Annotated in this window: 13 protein-coding genes; 7 read left to right on the forward strand and 6 right to left on the reverse strand. The window is 70.9% G+C overall.

Annotated features, from left to right (window positions below; all coding sequences use genetic code 11):
* Positions 1-6: 6 nt before the first annotated feature.
* Genes cobW through cobO form a run of 3 tightly spaced genes read left to right on the forward strand, consistent with a single transcriptional unit; the run spans position 7 to position 5,455 of the window.
* Positions 7-1,098 carry a cobalamin biosynthesis protein CobW gene (gene cobW, locus GGR04_RS17450; protein WP_183201216.1) on the forward strand — a complete coding sequence of 364 codons (1,092 nt, stop codon included), beginning with the start codon at positions 7-9 and terminating at the stop codon, positions 1,096-1,098.
* A 2-nt stretch (positions 1,099-1,100) separates the two neighbouring features.
* Positions 1,101-4,817, forward strand: coding sequence for a cobaltochelatase subunit CobN (gene cobN, locus GGR04_RS17455; protein ID WP_183201217.1), 3,717 nt, complete (start codon positions 1,101-1,103; stop codon positions 4,815-4,817).
* Positions 4,814-5,455 (forward strand): cob(I)yrinic acid a,c-diamide adenosyltransferase, encoded by a 642-nt coding sequence (cobO, locus tag GGR04_RS17460; protein WP_183201218.1) that lies wholly within the window; start codon positions 4,814-4,816, stop codon positions 5,453-5,455. Before cobN ends, cobO begins: the two co-directional genes overlap by 4 nt.
* A 43-nt stretch (positions 5,456-5,498) precedes the next feature.
* Here cobO and GGR04_RS17465 read toward each other — a convergent pair whose 3' ends face one another.
* The 4 genes from GGR04_RS17465 to GGR04_RS17480 form a co-directional block, all read right to left on the reverse strand.
* A complete protein-coding gene (locus tag GGR04_RS17465; RefSeq protein WP_183201219.1) occupies positions 5,499-6,746 on the reverse strand; it encodes an acyltransferase family protein in 1,248 nt (415 codons plus the stop codon).
* A 283-nt stretch (positions 6,747-7,029) separates the two neighbouring features.
* Positions 7,030-8,349, reverse strand: a complete 1,320-nt coding sequence (locus GGR04_RS17470) for an NAD(P)/FAD-dependent oxidoreductase (RefSeq protein WP_183201220.1) — start codon at positions 8,347-8,349, stop codon at positions 7,030-7,032.
* 70 nt (positions 8,350-8,419) lie between these two features.
* Complete coding sequence (locus GGR04_RS17475; protein ID WP_183201221.1) at positions 8,420-8,563, reverse strand: DUF3096 domain-containing protein; 144 nt, start codon at positions 8,561-8,563, stop codon at positions 8,420-8,422.
* Between the two features lie 40 nt (positions 8,564-8,603).
* Positions 8,604-9,383: a 3-hydroxybutyrate dehydrogenase gene (locus GGR04_RS17480; RefSeq protein WP_183201222.1), complete on the reverse strand. Its 780-nt coding sequence runs from the start codon at positions 9,381-9,383 to the stop codon at positions 8,604-8,606.
* A 189-nt stretch (positions 9,384-9,572) separates the two neighbouring features.
* On the opposite strand from GGR04_RS17480, the gene folD reads away from it, so the two are divergent.
* Positions 9,573-10,475, forward strand: a complete 903-nt coding sequence (folD, locus tag GGR04_RS17485; RefSeq protein ID WP_183201223.1) for a bifunctional methylenetetrahydrofolate dehydrogenase/methenyltetrahydrofolate cyclohydrolase FolD — start codon at positions 9,573-9,575, stop codon at positions 10,473-10,475.
* Positions 10,476-10,551: 76 nt separating this feature from the next.
* Here folD and grpE read toward each other — a convergent pair whose 3' ends face one another.
* The gene (gene grpE, locus GGR04_RS17490; protein WP_183201257.1) at positions 10,552-11,208 is read right to left on the reverse strand and encodes a nucleotide exchange factor GrpE; all 657 of its coding nucleotides are present in this window, start codon (positions 11,206-11,208) and stop codon (positions 10,552-10,554) included.
* Between the two features lie 313 nt (positions 11,209-11,521).
* Positions 11,522-12,646: a heat-inducible transcriptional repressor HrcA gene (gene hrcA, locus GGR04_RS17495; RefSeq protein WP_183201224.1), complete on the reverse strand. Its 1,125-nt coding sequence runs from the start codon at positions 12,644-12,646 to the stop codon at positions 11,522-11,524.
* Positions 12,647-12,860: 214 nt separating this feature from the next.
* Here hrcA and rph point away from each other — a divergent pair, with 214 nt between their 5' ends.
* From rph to hemW, 3 genes are all read left to right on the forward strand, one after another.
* Entirely contained in the window at positions 12,861-13,580 is a 720-nt protein-coding gene (gene rph, locus GGR04_RS17500; protein WP_183201225.1) for a ribonuclease PH, read from the forward strand.
* A gap of 118 nt (positions 13,581-13,698) precedes the next feature.
* Complete coding sequence (gene rdgB / locus GGR04_RS17505) at positions 13,699-14,367, forward strand: RdgB/HAM1 family non-canonical purine NTP pyrophosphatase (protein ID WP_183201226.1); 669 nt, start codon at positions 13,699-13,701, stop codon at positions 14,365-14,367.
* Complete coding sequence (gene hemW / locus GGR04_RS17510; protein WP_183201227.1) at positions 14,364-15,563, forward strand: radical SAM family heme chaperone HemW; 1,200 nt, start codon at positions 14,364-14,366, stop codon at positions 15,561-15,563. The genes rdgB and hemW overlap by 4 nt, the downstream gene beginning before the upstream one ends.
* Positions 15,564-15,686 lie beyond the last annotated feature (123 nt).

A 15,686-nucleotide genomic window follows, 5' to 3' on the forward strand; every position in this document is an offset into this window, starting at 1 on the left:
AAGCTCATGTCCCAAACCCTCTCCAAGATCCCCGTCACCGTCGTCACCGGCTTTCTCGGCGCCGGCAAGACCACCCTCATCCGCCACCTTCTGGAAAACGCGGGCGGCCGGCGCATCGCGCTCGTCATCAACGAGTTCGGTGATCTCGGCGTCGACGGCGACATCCTCGCCGGCTGCGGCGTGGAAACCTGCCGCGAAGAGGACGTGGTGGAGCTGACGAACGGCTGCATCTGCTGCACCGTCGCCGACGATTTCGTGCCGACCATGCGCATGCTGCTGGAGCGCCGCGACCGGCTCGACCACATCGTGATCGAGACCTCGGGCCTCGCCCTGCCGCAACCGCTGGTGGCCGCCTTCAACTGGCCGGAGGTGAAGACCGGCGCCACCGTCGACGGCGTGGTGACGGTGATCGACGCCGAGGCGGTGGCCGCCGGACGCTTCGCGGCGGACGAGGACAAGGTGCGGGCGCAGCGCGCCGCCGACCCCAGCCTCGACCACGACGACCCGCTGGAGGAGCTGTTCGAGGACCAGATCCGCGCCGCCGACCTTCTCGTGCTCACCAAGACAGACCTGATCGACGCCGCGGCGCTCGCTCGCGTGAAGGCCGAGATCGAGACCGCCGCCGGCCGTCCGCTCGGCATCGTCACCGCCGACAAGGGCCGGCTGCCGGCCGACGTGCTGCTGGGTCTCACTGCGGGCACCGAGGATCTCATCCACGCCCGCCGCTCGCATCACGAGATCGAGCACGAGGGCGGCGAGATGCACGACCACGACGATTTCGAAAGCGTGGTCGCGACGGCCGGCGAGATCGCCGACGTCGAGGCCTTCACGGCCGGCCTGCGCGAGATCGTGGCGGCGCACGGCATTCTGCGGCTGAAGGGCTTCGCGGCGGTGCAGGGCAAGCCGATGCGCCTCCTGGTGCAGGCCGTCGGCGGGCGGATCGAGACCTATTTCGACCGACCCTTCCGGCCCGGCGAGGCGCGGGCGACGAAGCTGGTGGCGATCGGCCTGCACGACGCCATCGAGGACGGGGAGGCCGCGATCCTCGCCGGCATTGCGGCGCTCGGGACCGGGCCCCAGGTGCAGGCGGCCGAATAGCCATGCACCTCCTCGCCGCCCAGCGCGGAACGATCGCGGAGGGCGGCGAGGCCGTGGATCTCGCGCAGTCGCCGGGCGAGATCCTCGTGCTCTCGGCCGCCGACACCGAGCTTGCGGCGATCGCGCTGGCGGCGGGGCGGCTCGGATTCGGAGCGGGCGAGATCCGCCTCGCCAACCTCCTGCGCCTCGGCCACCCGATGTCGGTCGACACCTATCTCGCCCGCATGGGCACTGCGGCGAAGCTCGTGGTGATCCGGCTGCTCGGCGGCGAGCGCTACTGGCCCTATGGCTGCGAGGCGATGCTCGCGGGCGCGCGAACCCACGGCTTCGCGCTGACGATCCTGCCCGGCGACGACCGCCCCGACCCCGGCCTCGACCGCTTCTCCACCCTCCCTATTGAAGACCGCGACCGGCTCTGGGGGTTTTTGCGCGAGGGCGGGGCGGAGAATGCCGAGGGCTTTCTTCGGGGCTGCCGCGCGATCGTCGCGGGCCGCGCGGTGCCGGGCGCGGCGCGGCCCATCGCCAAGGCGGGACTGCTTTTCCGAGGTGAGGCGAATGACGAAGGAGCGCCCTCCCCGCGCCCCTCCGTCGCGATCGTCTTCTACCGGGCGCTCGTGCAGAGCGGGCAGACCGAGGCGGTGGAGGCGCTGGCGAAGGCGATCGAGCGGGCGGGATGCCGGGCGCGGGCCTTCTTCGTCTCCAGCCTGAAGGATGCCGACAGCATCGCCCTGCTGCGCGCCGCCTTCGCCGTCGATCCACCGGCCGTGGTGGTCAACCTCACGGGCTTCGCGGTCTCGGCCCCCGGTGCGCCGCACCGGCCGACGGTGCTCGACGAAGGGGGCGCGGTGGTGCTGCAGGCGGTGCTCGCCGGCGGCAGCGAAGCGGCCTGGGCGGCGTCCTCGCAGGGACTTTCGGGCCGCGACCTCGCGATGAACGTCGCGCTGCCCGAGGTGGACGGGCGCGTACTCGGCCGCGCGATCGCCTTCAAGTCGGCCGGCGAGTGGAACGCGCTCTGCGAGATCGACATCGTCTCGCACCGACCGGAGGCGAGCCGCGTGCGCTTCGTCGCCGAGTTGGCCCATGCCTGGGCGCGGCTGCGCGGCAAGCCGCCGGCGGAGCGCCGCGTCGCGATCCTGCTGGCCAACTATCCCAACCGCGACGGGCGGCTCGGCAACGGCGTCGGGCTCGACACGCCCGCCGGCACGGTGCGCGTGTTGCAGGCGATGCGGGAGGCCGGCTACGCGGTCGCCGGCTTCCCCGAGACCGGCAACGCGCTGATCGAGCATCTGATGGCCGGGCCGACCAATGCAGGCACGCGCGCCCGAACGATCCGCGAGACGCTGTCGATGGATGGCTACCGCGCCTTCTTCGAGATCCTGCCGGCGCCCGTGCGCGAGGCCGTCACGGCGCGCTGGGGGGCCCCGGACGGCGATCCGTTCTTCGATCCCGCCCACGGCTTCGCCCTGCCGCTGGCGCGCTTCGGCCACGTGATGGTCGGCATCCAGCCGGCGCGCGGCTACAACATCGACCCCAAGGCCACCTACCACGCGCCGGACCTCGTGCCGCCGCACAATTATCTCGCGCTCTACGCGTTTCTCCGGCGCGAGTTCGCGGCCGACGCGCTGATCCACATGGGCAAGCACGGCAATCTCGAATGGCTGCCGGGCAAGGCGCTGGCGCTCTCGGAAGGCTGCTTTCCCGAGGCGGTGCTTGGGGCCATGCCCCATCTCTATCCGTTCATCGTCAACGATCCCGGCGAGGGGAGCCAAGCCAAGCGCCGCACGTCGGCCGTCATCGTCGATCACCTCACCCCGCCGCTGACGCGCGCCGAGAGCTACGGCCCCTTGCGCGATCTCGAACGGCTGGTGGACGAGTATTACGAGGCGGCCGGCGGTGACCCGCGCCGCACGGCGCTTCTCAAGGGCCGCATCCTCGAGCTCGTGACCACCGCCGGCTTGGCGCGGGATGCCGGCATCGACCCGACCGATCTCGGCGACGCCGCGCTGGAGCGGCTCGACGCCTGGCTCTGCGACCTCAAGGAGATGCAGATTCGCGACGGGTTGCATGTCTTCGGCCTCGCGCCCGAGGGTCGGCTGCTGACCGACCTGACGGTGGCGCTCGCCCGCCTGCCGCGCGGACTGGAGCCCAGCGAGGCCTCGATCCTGCGGGCGCTGGCGGAGGATCTCGGGATGGCCGACTTCGACCCCCTCGCCTGCGACATGGCGGCGCCGTGGACGGGCCCCCGCCCCCATGTTCTCCACAGCCTCTCCACCGATCTCTGGCGCAGCGCTGGCGACAGTGTGGAGCGGTTGGAACTCCTGGCGGCCGGCCTCGTCGCCGGCGAGATCCCTTCCGATCCCGCATGGGTTTCCACAGCCACCGTCCTCGCTGACGTCGAGGCGAAGCTGCGGCCCTCGATCACCGCGTCCGGCCCCGCCGAGATCGCTGGGCTGCTGGCGGGCCTCGACGGGCGCTTCGTGCCCCCCGGCCCCTCCGGCGCGCCGACCCGCGGGCGGCCCGACGTGCTGCCCACGGGGCGCAACTTCTTCTCGGTCGACACGCGCGCCGTGCCGACGGAGGCCGCGTGGACGCTGGGGCGCAAGTCGGCCGAGCTTCTCGTCACCCGCCACTTGCAGGACCACGGCGACTGGCCGCGCGCGGTCGGGCTCACCTGCTGGGGCACCGCCAACATGCGCACCGGCGGCGACGACATCGCGCAAGCCCTGGCGCTGATCGGCGTCAAGCCCGTGTGGGACCGCGCGTCGGGCCGCGTCACCGGCTTCGAGATCCTCACCCCCGCCGCGCTCGGGCGTCCGCGCGTCGACGTCACCTTGCGCATTTCCGGCTTCTTCCGCGACGCCTTTCCCGACCAGATCGCCCTGTTCGACCGGGCGGTGCGGGCGGTCGGTACACTGGAGGAGGACGAAGGCGACAACCCGATCGCCGCGCGCATGGCGCAGGAGCGCGCCGGCCTCGAAGCCGAAGGCGCGGCGGCTGCGGACGCAGCGCTTACGGCCGGGCACCGGGTCTTCGGCGCCAAGCCCGGCGCCTACGGCGCGGGGCTGCAGGCGCTGATCGACGAGGGCGGCTGGGAGAACCGCTCGGATCTGGCGGAAAGCTTCCTCGTCTGGGGCGCCTATGCCTATGGCGCGGACACCGAGGGCAGTTCGGAGCGCGCCGCCTTCGAGCGCCGGCTCGGGCGGCTCGACGCCGTCGTGCAGAACCAGGACAACCGCGAGCACGATCTTCTCGATTCCGACGACTACTACCAGTTCGAGGGCGGCATGAGCGCGGCGGTGGAGCTTCTGTCAGGCCACGCCCCCGCCGCCTATCACAACGACCATTCGCGCCCCGAGCGCCCGGTGATCCGCACGCTGCGCGAGGAGATCGCCCGCGTCGTGCGCGCCCGCGTCGTCAACCCGAAATGGATCGCGGGCGTCCTGCGCCACGGCTACAAGGGCGCCTTCGAGATCGCAGCGACGGTGGACTATCTCTTCGCCTTCGCCGCGACGACGGATGCGGTCGCCTCGCACCAGTTCGACCTCGTCCACGCCGCCTTCGTGGAGGACGAGACCGTGGCCGGCTTCATGCGCGCCAACAACCCGGCCGCCTTCGCGGAGATGCAGGCGCGCTTCGCCGAGGCTGCGCGACGCGGGCTCTGGCATCCCCGCTCGAATTCCGCTGCAATGGCGCCCCCGGGAGAACGGATCGAATCATGAGCGAAAAATCGCCCCTCGTCGCCGCCATGAGCGAAGCCGAGCTCGACGCACGCCACGCCGAGAAGATGAAGAAGAAGAAGGCGGCGCGCGACAAGATCCTGGCGACGAAGACCGAGACGAAGGGCCTCGTCATCGTCCACACCGGCAAGGGCAAGGGCAAGTCGACGGCTGCCTTCGGTCTCGTCTTCCGCGCGCTCGGCAACGGCATGAAGGTCGGCATCGTGCAGTTCGTGAAGGGCAAGTGGGAAACCGGCGAGCGCCGGGCGCTCGACCGCTTCCCCGGCGAGGTGACGATTACCGCAATGGGCGACGGCTTCACCTGGGAGACGCAGGACCGCCAGCGCGACATCGAGGCCGCCCGTGCCGCCTGGGAGCGCGCCAAGGCGATGATATTGGACGAGGAACACGAGATGGTGGTGCTCGACGAGCTCAACATCGTGCTGCGCTACGACTATCTCGACGTCGCCGAGATCGTCGGCTTTCTGCGCGACCACAAGCCGGCCATGAAGCACGTCGTCGTCACCGGCCGCAACGCCAAGGAGGAGTTGATCGAGTTCGCCGATCTCGTCACCGAGATGGAGATGGTGAAGCACCCGTTCCGCTCCGGCATAAAGGCGCAGCGCGGCATCGAGTTCTAAAGGCCGAGGCGGCGGCGAACCACCGCCTCGGCGTCGCTCTGTCTCAGGAAACGAGCGAGCGCACCCGGCTCTTGAACTGCCCGAGGCGGGTCTGCTGCAGTTCGAGGTCGGGCACATAGCCGCGGAAGTCGGTGACCTTCGGGGGGTGCTGCGTCGAGCGCGTCGGCGGTGCCCAGAGGACGGAGAGCCCGTCCGGCGTGATGAGGCGCGCCAGCCGGGGAGGCAGCGCCCGGAAGACGCGCTCCTCGAAGCGCACGAGCGCGGGCTTGCCGCGCAGCGCCGGCTTCTCGATGCACCACCACGAGAAGACGGCGATCGCGGCCGCGAAGGGCATGGTCAGCGCGAAGTTCAGGAGCCAGTTCTGCTCGTCGCCGAGGAGAGCGGCCACCGCCTGCTGGATCGGGAAGCCGTAGAGGAAGAGGCCGTAGGAATAGTCGCCCGACAGCAGCAGCTTGGCACGCGGCGGGTTCGAAAGACCAAGGAACACCGTGATGTAGGCGAGCGGCAGCGAGACGAGATAGTCGCCGCGCGGCACGAGCAGCAGCGTCACCGTGGCGAGGAGCGCGGCGGCGAAGAGCGCGGGATGCCAGGGCACGAGCGAGCGGAACTGGAAGAGAAGGATGCCCGCCAGGAAGCTCGCGACGAGGATCATGCCGGGCACGATCGGCGTCCAGGCGGGCTGCGCGAGCGCCATCCAGGCGAGGATGCCGAGTTGCCCCACGGCAAGCGCCAGAAGCAGAAGGCCACGCCGGGTGAACAGGCCGAACAGCGCCAGCAGCCCGAGCGCCAGATAGCATTTCAGCTCGTAGGGAATGGTCCAGAGCTGGCCGTTAACGGTGGCCGGCAGCGGATTGTCGAGGAAGACGCCCGGCAGCGTGAAGTGGATCTCGCCGAGAATGTTGAGGAAGTAGACGTAGAACTCGTGTGCCGTGAAATACTCGGACAGCGGCAGCGCCGTGAACAGCGGACCGAGTAGCAGCGCCGACAGCGTCACCTCCACCGCGAGCGCGGGCACGATGCGCATGATGCGCAGCCCCGCGAAGCTGACGAGCGTCGCCGAGCGCACCAGGCTGCCGGCGACGAGGAAGCCGCTAAGCGCGAAAAACATCGGCAGGATGAGCGCCGCGACGCCCCGCGCCGGCGTCTCGAAGAAGGCCTGCGCCGCATCGCGTCCGTAGGAGACGTTGATCGTGTGCTGCAGGATCACCGCGGCCGCGAGCCCCAGCCGCATATAGTCGAAGCCGGCGGGACGATTGTCGGCCAGCTTCAGCTTGCCCTCGAGACTCGGCATCGCAGCTCTCTCATTCGTTCGGCGGGGAGGTCCCCCTTCGTCGCGCCCCGGCCCCTGGCCTCATTGGTGCGACGCGCCCCTCTTCGCAGCGATCTATAGTCTGTAAGGCTGAGCGTTCCAATCGCCCCTCTTCGCCGAGCGCGGTGGAAGGGGCCGCCGACGTCGGCCCCTTCGCCCTGGAGCCTTTCCAGTGAAAGCCGGGCCGACTTTCATACGGCGGACGATGCGACAGACGAAAGCCGAGAACGGATTCGGCGGGCCCATGTTCACCGCATCGACTCTCTCAGCCGCCGTGGAGCTTCAGCGCCGGACCCTTGGCCGGCGAGATCATGTCGGCGGCGATGGCGACGCTGCCGCGCAGGAGCCCGAGCACCCGCCACTGATGCTGGCGTTGCAGCGCGTGGTAGGCGGCCGTTGCGAACTGCCCGTGGATGAGCAGGTCGTCGTGCCCGCCGAAGCCGATGCGCCCCACGGTTCCGGCAGCGGCGAGCGAGACGATGCGGCCCTTGTCGTCGTAGCGGAAGGGCTCCACCGGATCGCCCTTCGCCACGATCGGCAGCGTCTCGGCGAGATAGGAGGCCTGCTGGCTGGCGGCCTGGGCCGTGGGCGGGAGCGGGCGCTCGCTGCCGGGGGCCTTCAGGGAGGCGGCGTCGCCGAACACGAAGACCCGCTCGTCGGCCTGCGAGCGAAGGGTGGTGTCGACGGGAATGCGGCCCTTCTCGTCGGTGCCGAGGCCGAGATCGGCGAGCGAGGGGGCGCCGACGAGGCCGGCGGCCCAGACCACGAGATCGGCAGGCCAGCTCTTGCCCCGCGCGTCGCTCACCTCGCCGGGCGCGACCTGCGACACCTCGACGGAGGTGATCGTGTCGATCTCGAGCGCGGCGAGCCGCTCCAGGAGTTTCGCGCGCAGATCCGCGTCGACCCCCGGCATGATCTCCGGCGCCCCCTCCAGCAGCGTGATGCCGAGCAGCCGCGGCTGCCGGCCGTTCTCGCCACCGTCGAAGAAAGCCCGCTCGGAGCGGCGCAGATGCGCGGCGAGCTCCGTGCCCGTCGCGCCCGAGCCGACGATCACGACCTCCGCTGGGCGCCGCGTCTCGCGCGCCGCGATCATCGCGGCGGCGAAGCGGGCGCGGAACCGGTCGGCGTCGTCCTTGGTGTCGAGCCGGATCGCGTGTTCGGCGACGCCCGGCGTGCCGGCATCGGGCACGACGCCGCCAAGCGCCACCACGCACCAGTCGTAGGCGATCTCGCGCGGGGGCGCGACGACGCGCCCGTCGCGGTCGCGGATGGCATCAAGGCGCACGCGGCGCGCGGCGAGGTCGAGCCCGGTCACCGAGCCCTGCTCGAAGCGGAAGCTCCGCAGGCTCGCCAGCAGGTAGAAGGAGAGTTCCGCGAGCGAGGAGGAGATTGTGCCGGCGGCGAACTCGTGCAGCCGCGGCTTCCAGAGATGCGTCGGCTCGCGGTCGACGAGCACGATTTCCAGATCGCCCCGCCCGCCCAGCTGGGCGGCGAGCTCCAGGCCGCCGGAGCCCCCGCCGAGGATCACCACACGGGGGCGGTCCCCCGGCTGCGACGGGGTGGCGACGGCATGGGATGTGCTCATCGTCTCGGATCTCCTTCGAGGTTCGGGGCGGGCGGGAGATGGGCCCCGCGGGCGCCCCATCCCAAGACGATCAGGAGCCGAAGGTTCCCATCAGGCCGGTGAGCCCGACCACGATGAGGTAGAAGGCGACGATGTAGTTGAGAAGGCGCGGCATCAGGAGGATGAGGACGCCCGCGACCAGCGCCACGAGGGGCTGCACGGTGATGATTTCCATGGGAGACGCTCCGAAGAGAGGGGGACGGGCCGGGCTTGGGTCAGCCCATATACCAGCCGTGGCTCGGCACGATGGACTGGCCGGTGAGGGCGTTGGAGCGGAAGCTCGCGAGAAACAGCGCGACGTCGGCGACGTCGGCGAGCGTCGTGAACTCGCCGTCGACGGTGCGCCCGAGCATGACGTTGCGCACCACCTCGTCCTCGGAGATGCCGAGATCGCGGGCCTGCTCGGGGATCTGCTTCTCGACGAGTGGCGTGCGCACGAAGCCGGGGCAGATGATGTTGGCACGCACCCCGTGGCGGCCGCCCTCCTTGGCCATGGTGCGGCAAAGGCCGAGGATGCCGTGCTTGGCCGCGACATAGGCGCTCTTGAGGGGCGAGGCCTCGTGGCTGTGGACCGAGCCCATGTAGACGAGCGAGCCGGACTTCTGCGGGTAGAAATGGCGGATGCAGGCCTTGGTGAGGAGGAACGAGCCGCCGAGATGGATGTCCACCACCTTGCGGAACTCGGCATAGGGGAAGTCCTCGACGGGGTGGACGATCTGGATGCCGGCATTGGCGACCATCACGTCGAGCCGGCCGAAGGCGGCGACCGTCTCCTCGACGCCGCGCTCCACCGCCGCCTCGTCGGCGACGTCCATGCAGACAGTCAGCGACCGGCCGCCCGCAGCCTCGATCTCGGCGGCGACGCGGCTGGCGGCGGTCTCGTCGAGATCGGCGACCGCGACGGCGCAGCCCTCGCCGGCATAGCGCAGCGCAATGGCGCGCCCGATGCCCGAGCCCGCACCCGTGACGACGGCCACCCGGTCCTGAAGCTGCATGACGGCGGTCCCTCTCCTCAAGGCCGCTGCGCGGCCGAACGCGCCCATGATAGGCGGCGCACCGGGAGAGGAAAGGGTCTTGGAAGCCCGGCGTCGCGCCCGCACCCGCCCGGCGGCCGGTTTTTTCTCGCGAGCGCGAGCGGGGAACCCTATAAGGCGCGGCAGCAGACGACAGGCGCGAGGCAAGACATGACGGCCAGGGTGATCGACGGCAAGGCGGCGGCGACCGGCGTGATCGAGCGGGCGAAGACGGCCGGGGCGGCGCTGGCGGCGAAGACGGGCGTGCGGCCAGGCCTCGCCGTGGTGCTCGTGGGCGAGGACGCGGCGAGCCAGGTCTATGTCGCCAACAAGGGCCGCACGGCGGAGGCCTGCGGCTTCCACTCGGTGACGCATCGCCTGCCCACTGACACGACCGAGGCCGACCTTCTCGCGGTCATCGACCAGCTGAACGCCGATCCCGCGATCCACGGCATCCTGCAGCAGCTGCCGCTGCCGCGCGGCCTCGATGCCAACCGCGTGGTCGGGCGCATCGATCCCGACAAGGACGTGGACGGCCTGACCCTCGTGAATGCCGGGCGCCTCGCCAGCGGCATGGCGGGGGAGGCCTTCGTGCCCTGCACGCCCGCCGGCTGCATGGTGCTGATCCGACAGGTGCTGGGCGAGAGCCTCGCCGGCAAGTCCGCCGTGGTGGTGGGGCGCTCCAACCTCGTAGGCAAGCCGATGGCGCAGCTTCTGCTGCTCGCCGACGCCACGGTGACGATCGCCCATTCGCGCACGGGGGATCTGGCCCGCGTCTGCCGCGAGGCCGACATTCTCGTCGCCGCCGTCGGCCGGCCGGAAATGCTCGGCGCCGACTGCATCAAGCCCGGCGCCGTGGTGATCGACGTCGGCATCAACCGGATCGCCGCGCCGGAACGGGGCGAGGGAAAGACGCGCCTCGTCGGCGACGTCGACTTCGCGGCGGCCTCGGAACTGGCGAGCGCGATCACGCCGGTGCCCGGCGGCGTCGGCCCGATGACCATCGCCATGCTGATGGCCAACACGGTCTCGGCAGCCTATCGCGCCGCAGGCGAAGCGCCGCCGCGCTTCTGACCTTCGGTTCGACGAGATCGGCCAGGAACGAAAACGGCGGCCGAAGCCGCCGTTTCCTCCATTCGGACCGAGCGCCTCAGGCGTCCTTCGAGCTTTCGTCGGGCACGCCGGGCTTGGCGTCCACTGCCGGCTCGACTGCTGCCGGCGCCGCCTTCGGGCCGCCCTTCGAGACGCCGACCATGGCCGGGCGCAGCACGCGCTCGCCAATGGCGTAACCGTCCTGCACCACCTGCAGCACGGTGTTGTTGGGCACCTCGGTGTTCGGCACTTCGAACATCGCCTGATGGAAGTTCGGATCGAAGCGGCCGCCCTGCGGCTGCAGCTTCCGCACGCCGTGGCGCTCCATCGTGGAGAGCATCGAGCGGCCTGTGATCTCGACGCCCTCGACCAACGCCTTGAAGCCGGCGTCGCCGCTGTCGCGCGCGCCCTCGGGCAGCGCCTGGAGCGTGCGGTCGAGATTGTCGGAGACGGCGAGCATGTCGCGCGCGAAGTTCGTCACCGCGAAGGTGCGGGCGTCCTTGATCTCGCGCTCGGTGCGCCGGCGCAGGTTCTCCATGTCGGCCGCGAGCCTCAGCAGGCGGTCCTTCACGTCGGCATTCTCGGCTTCGAGCTCGGCGATCCGCGCGCGGTCGCCCGCGCCGGCATCCGCCCCGGCCCAGCCGAAGGTCTCGGCGTCCTCGGCGGCGAAACGGTCATCGGCGCTCTTGGGCGACACGCGGTCGCCCGCCGTCATGCCGGCCGAGCCGCCGCCCTTGAAATAGGCCGCACCCTCGCCGGCCGGGCGCGGCTGCGCGGCAGCTTCGGCGGTGTCGGTGGCGGGAGCCGCGTCGTGCTTGTCGGTTTCGCTCGTCATCGAAGGGCGCTCCTGGCGGTCGGTCATGAGAAGATGGGGCGCGCCGCCCGGGGAACCCTTCGAGCGCGCGCACCCTCCCGGAAAAGGGGTGTCGTCGGTGCGGGATATCGAATGGGCGGCGCTGGAAATCAAGGCGCGCGGAAGACGAGCCCCGCTCAAGTCGCGGATCGCGGCCCCGCCGAGGCGAGGCCGGTCAGGGCCGGCGCGTGGCGCTGCCGCCGGCAAGCAGCCGCGAGACGAGGCGGGCGGTGTAGTCCACCATCGGCACGATGCGCCGGTAGTTCAGCCGCGTCGGCCCGATGACGCCGACGGCGCCGACGATCCGCTCGTCGGAATCGGAATAGGGTGCGATCACCATCGAGGAACCCGACATCGAGAACAGCTTGTTCTCCGAGCCGATGAAGATGCGCACGCCGTTGCCCGCTTCCGTGAGGTCGATCAGGTCCATGATCGAGCTCTTGGTCTCCAGATCGTCGAAGAGATGACGCAGGCGTTCCAGATCCTGCGCCGCCGTGACGCTTTCGAGGAGATTGGCGCGCCCGCGAACGATGAGGCGCGAGGGCTGGCCGGCGCCGGCGCCCGACCAGACCGCGAGACCCGCGTCCACCATGGTGCGCGAGAGCGCGTCGAGCGCGCGGGCGGTGTCCTCCTTCAGCGCCTCGACGCGCTCTCGCGCCTCGCGGAGCGTGCGCCCCACCACATGGGCGTTGAGGAAGTTGGAGGCCTCCACCAGCTGCGAGGCGGTGGTGCCGGGCGCGAGTTCGAGGACGCGGTTCTCCACCTCGCCGTTCTCGCCCACCAGAACCACGAGGGCGCGCTCGGGATCGAGCCGCACGAACTCGATGTGCTTCAGACGGATGTCGCTCTTGGCGGCGAGCACGATGCCCGCGCCGCGCGACAGGCCGGAGAGGAGCTGCGAGGCCTCGGTGAGCAGCGTCTCGACGGGGCGCCGGTCGCCGAGATCGCGCACCTTCTCCTCGATCTCGGCGCGTTCGCGCTCGGCGATGTCGCCGACTTCGAGAAAGGCGTCGACGAAGAAGCGCAACCCGATCTCGGTCGGCAGCCGGCCGGCGCTGACATGGGGGGCGTAGATCAGGCCGAGCGCCTCGAGATCGGCCATGACGTTGCGGATCGAGGCCGGCGAGAGCGCCGAGGTGAGCAGGCGCGACAGGTTGCGCGAGCCCACCGGCTCGCCGGAATCCAGATAGGTGTCGACGATGAGGCGGAAGACCTCGCGCGAGCGCTCGTCGAGCGCCAGCCCGGTGTCGAGACGGGCACTGATGAGATCCTTGGCGGGGGGCACGAGGCTGAGCTTCATGCCCCAGACTATAGGCGGCGGCGCATCGGCGGCCTAGAGGGAGACCGCTTTGGTCGCAACCCCTTGACCGGAATTTCCACCTCGCCCGCGCGCTCCGTCCGCAAATCGATTCCGCTTCGCGGCGCGATGCGCTAGAAGGCCGCTTCGCGCGCCGGACGGCGCCTCCCCCGGCGCCCGTGCGGGCGCCCAGAGCCTTGAACACGTCAGGACCCTCATGCGGCCTTCCCAACGCCAGAACGACGAACTGCGCCCGGTCTCGCTGGAGCGCGCGGTGTCGCGCCATGCCGAGGGCTCGTGCCTCGTGAAGTTCGGCGAGACGCACGTGCTCTGCACGGCGAGCCTCGAGGAGCGCGTGCCCGGCTGGCTGAAGAATTCCGGCAAGGGCTGGGTCACTGCCGAATACGGCATGCTGCCGCGCGCCACCGGCGAGCGCATGCGCCGCGAGGCGGCCTCGGGCAAGCAGTCCGGCCGCACGCAGGAGATCCAGCGCCTGATCGGCCGCTCGCTTCGCGCCGTGGTCGATCTCGGCGCGCTCGGCGAGCGCCAGATCACGGTGGACTGCGACGTGATCCAGGCCGACGGCGGCACCCGCACCGCCGCCATCACCGGTGCCTTCGTGGCGCTCTCGGACTGCCTCGCCTGGATGGAATCACGCGGCATGGTGGTGCGCGCCAAGGTGCTGAAGGACCATGTCGCCGCGATTTCCTGCGGCATCTCCAAGGGCACGGCGGTGCTCGACCTCGACTATCTCGAGGATTCCGCCGCCGAGACCGACGCCAATTTCGTGATGACGGGCCGCGGCGGCATCGTCGAGATCCAGGGCACGGCCGAGGGCGAGCCCTTCGCTGAAGCGCAGCTCAACGAGCTGCTGTCGCTCGCCAAGGCCGGCATCGCCGATCTCGTGGAGCGCCAGCGCGCGGTGCTCGCCGGCTGACGCCGGCCGTTTCGACAGGCCACCGCCGGGACCCGATCCCGGCGGTGGCACACTCCAGCCAGCCGGCCCACATTGCGAGCGGCAGATGCCCGCGCGAGGGCGACGAGGATCGCTTGCCATGACCGACGCCACGACGCCTACCCTTCCCCGCCTCGACCCCGCCGGCGGGCCGCTTCTCGTCGCCAGCCACAATGGCGGCAAGATCGCCGAATTCCGCGAGCTTCTCGGGCCCCTCGGCTTCACCGTCGTGTCGGCCGCGGAGAAGGCCCTGCCCGAGCCCGACGAGACCGGCACGAGTTTCGAGGAGAACGCCGCGCTGAAGGCGCTCGCCGCCGCCCGCGCCACGGGCCTGCCGGCGCTCTCCGACGATTCCGGCCTCGTGGTGGATGCGCTCGGCGGCGATCCCGGCATCTATTCGGCGCGATGGGCTGGGCCGGAGAAGGACTTCTCCATGGCGATGCGCACGATCGAGGAGCTGCTCCAGACGAAGGGCGCCACCGCCCCGGCGGCGCGCAGCGCCCGCTTCGTCGCCGTGCTCTGTCTCGCGCAAGCTGACGGCACCACGCATCTCTTCCGCGACGAGGTGGAGGGCACCATCGTCTGGCCGCCGCGCGGCACGCTCGGCTTCGGCTACGACCCCTGCTTCCTGCCCGAGGGCGAGACGCGCACCTTCGGCGAGATGCCGTCCGACGAGAAGCACGGCTGGGTGCCCGGCCAGGATCACGCGCTCTCGCACCGCGCCCGCGCCTTCCGCCTCTTCGCGCGCGAAGCGCTCGGCATCTCGTGAACGTCGCCCTCCGCCCGCTCTCCAACATCCGGCCGTTCACGCCGCCGGCGGGCGATCCCGGCTTCGGCGTCTACGTCCATTGGCCGTTCTGCGCGGCCAAGTGCCCCTATTGCGACTTCAACAGCCATGTCCGCCACCAGCCGGTGGATCAGGCGCGCTACGTCGCCGCCTTCCGGCGCGAGCTCGCCACACAGGCCGCCCGCTCGCGCGGCGAGCGCGTCACCTCGATCTTCCTCGGCGGCGGCACGCCCTCGCTGATGGAGCCCGCCACCGTGGCGGCGATCCTCGACGAGATCGCCGCCTTGTGGACCGTCGCCGAGGGCGCCGAGATCACGCTGGAGGCCAACCCCTCCTCGGTCGAGGCCGAGCGCTTCCGCGGCTATCGCGCCGCCGGCGTCAACCGCGTCTCGCTCGGCGTGCAGGCGCTGAACGACGCGGACCTGCGCCGTCTCGGACGCCTTCACGACACCAATCAGGCGCTCGGGGCCATTCGCCTCGCCCGCGAGATCTTCCCGCGCCTTTCCTTCGACCTCATCTACGCCCGCCCCGGCCAGGACGTCGCCGCCTGGGAACGCGAGATCGGCGAGGCCATCGATCTCGCCGCCGACCACCTGTCGCTCTACCAACTCACCATCGAGGAGGGCACGCCCTTCCACGCGCTCCACCGCGCCGGCAAGCTGATCGTGCCCGACGGCGAGCTCTCCGCCGACCTCTACGAGGCGACGCAAGCCATCACCCGCGCCCACGGCCTGCCCGCCTACGAGATCTCCAACCACGCCGCCCCCGGCGCCGAGTCGCGCCACAACCTCACCTACTGGCGCTACGGCCTCTATGCCGGCGTCGGCCCCGGCGCCCATGCCCGCCTTCTGGGCGAGGGCGGCGCCCGCCACGCCGTCGCCAACGAGCGGCATCCCGAGACCTGGCTCCAGATGGTCGAGGACTGGGACGCCGGCTTCACCGAGGACACCCCGCTTGAGCCGCACGAGCAGGCCGACGAGCTCATGCTCATGGGCCTTCGCCTCGTGGAAGGCATCGACCTCAAGCGCTGGCGGTCCCTCGCCGGCCGCGACCTCGACCCCGAAGTGGAAGCCGACCTCACCGGCCACGGCATGATCGAACGCCTCGGCCCCGACCGCATCCGCGCCACCCCCGCCGGAATGCTCGTGCTCGACGCCGTGGTCGCGGACCTCGCATGAGCGCGGCGGGCGTGAGCGATGTGAGGCGGGGCTGCCGCCCCGGTCCCCGCTCGGGGCCTGACGCCCCGAAGCCCCCGCTTTTCTTCTATCCATCCTCGGGGCGGGCCAGCGGCCCACCCCGGG

It is taken from the genome of Aureimonas pseudogalii (assembly GCF_014196835.1).
Lineage (GTDB): Bacteria > Pseudomonadota > Alphaproteobacteria > Rhizobiales > Rhizobiaceae > Aureimonas > Aureimonas pseudogalii.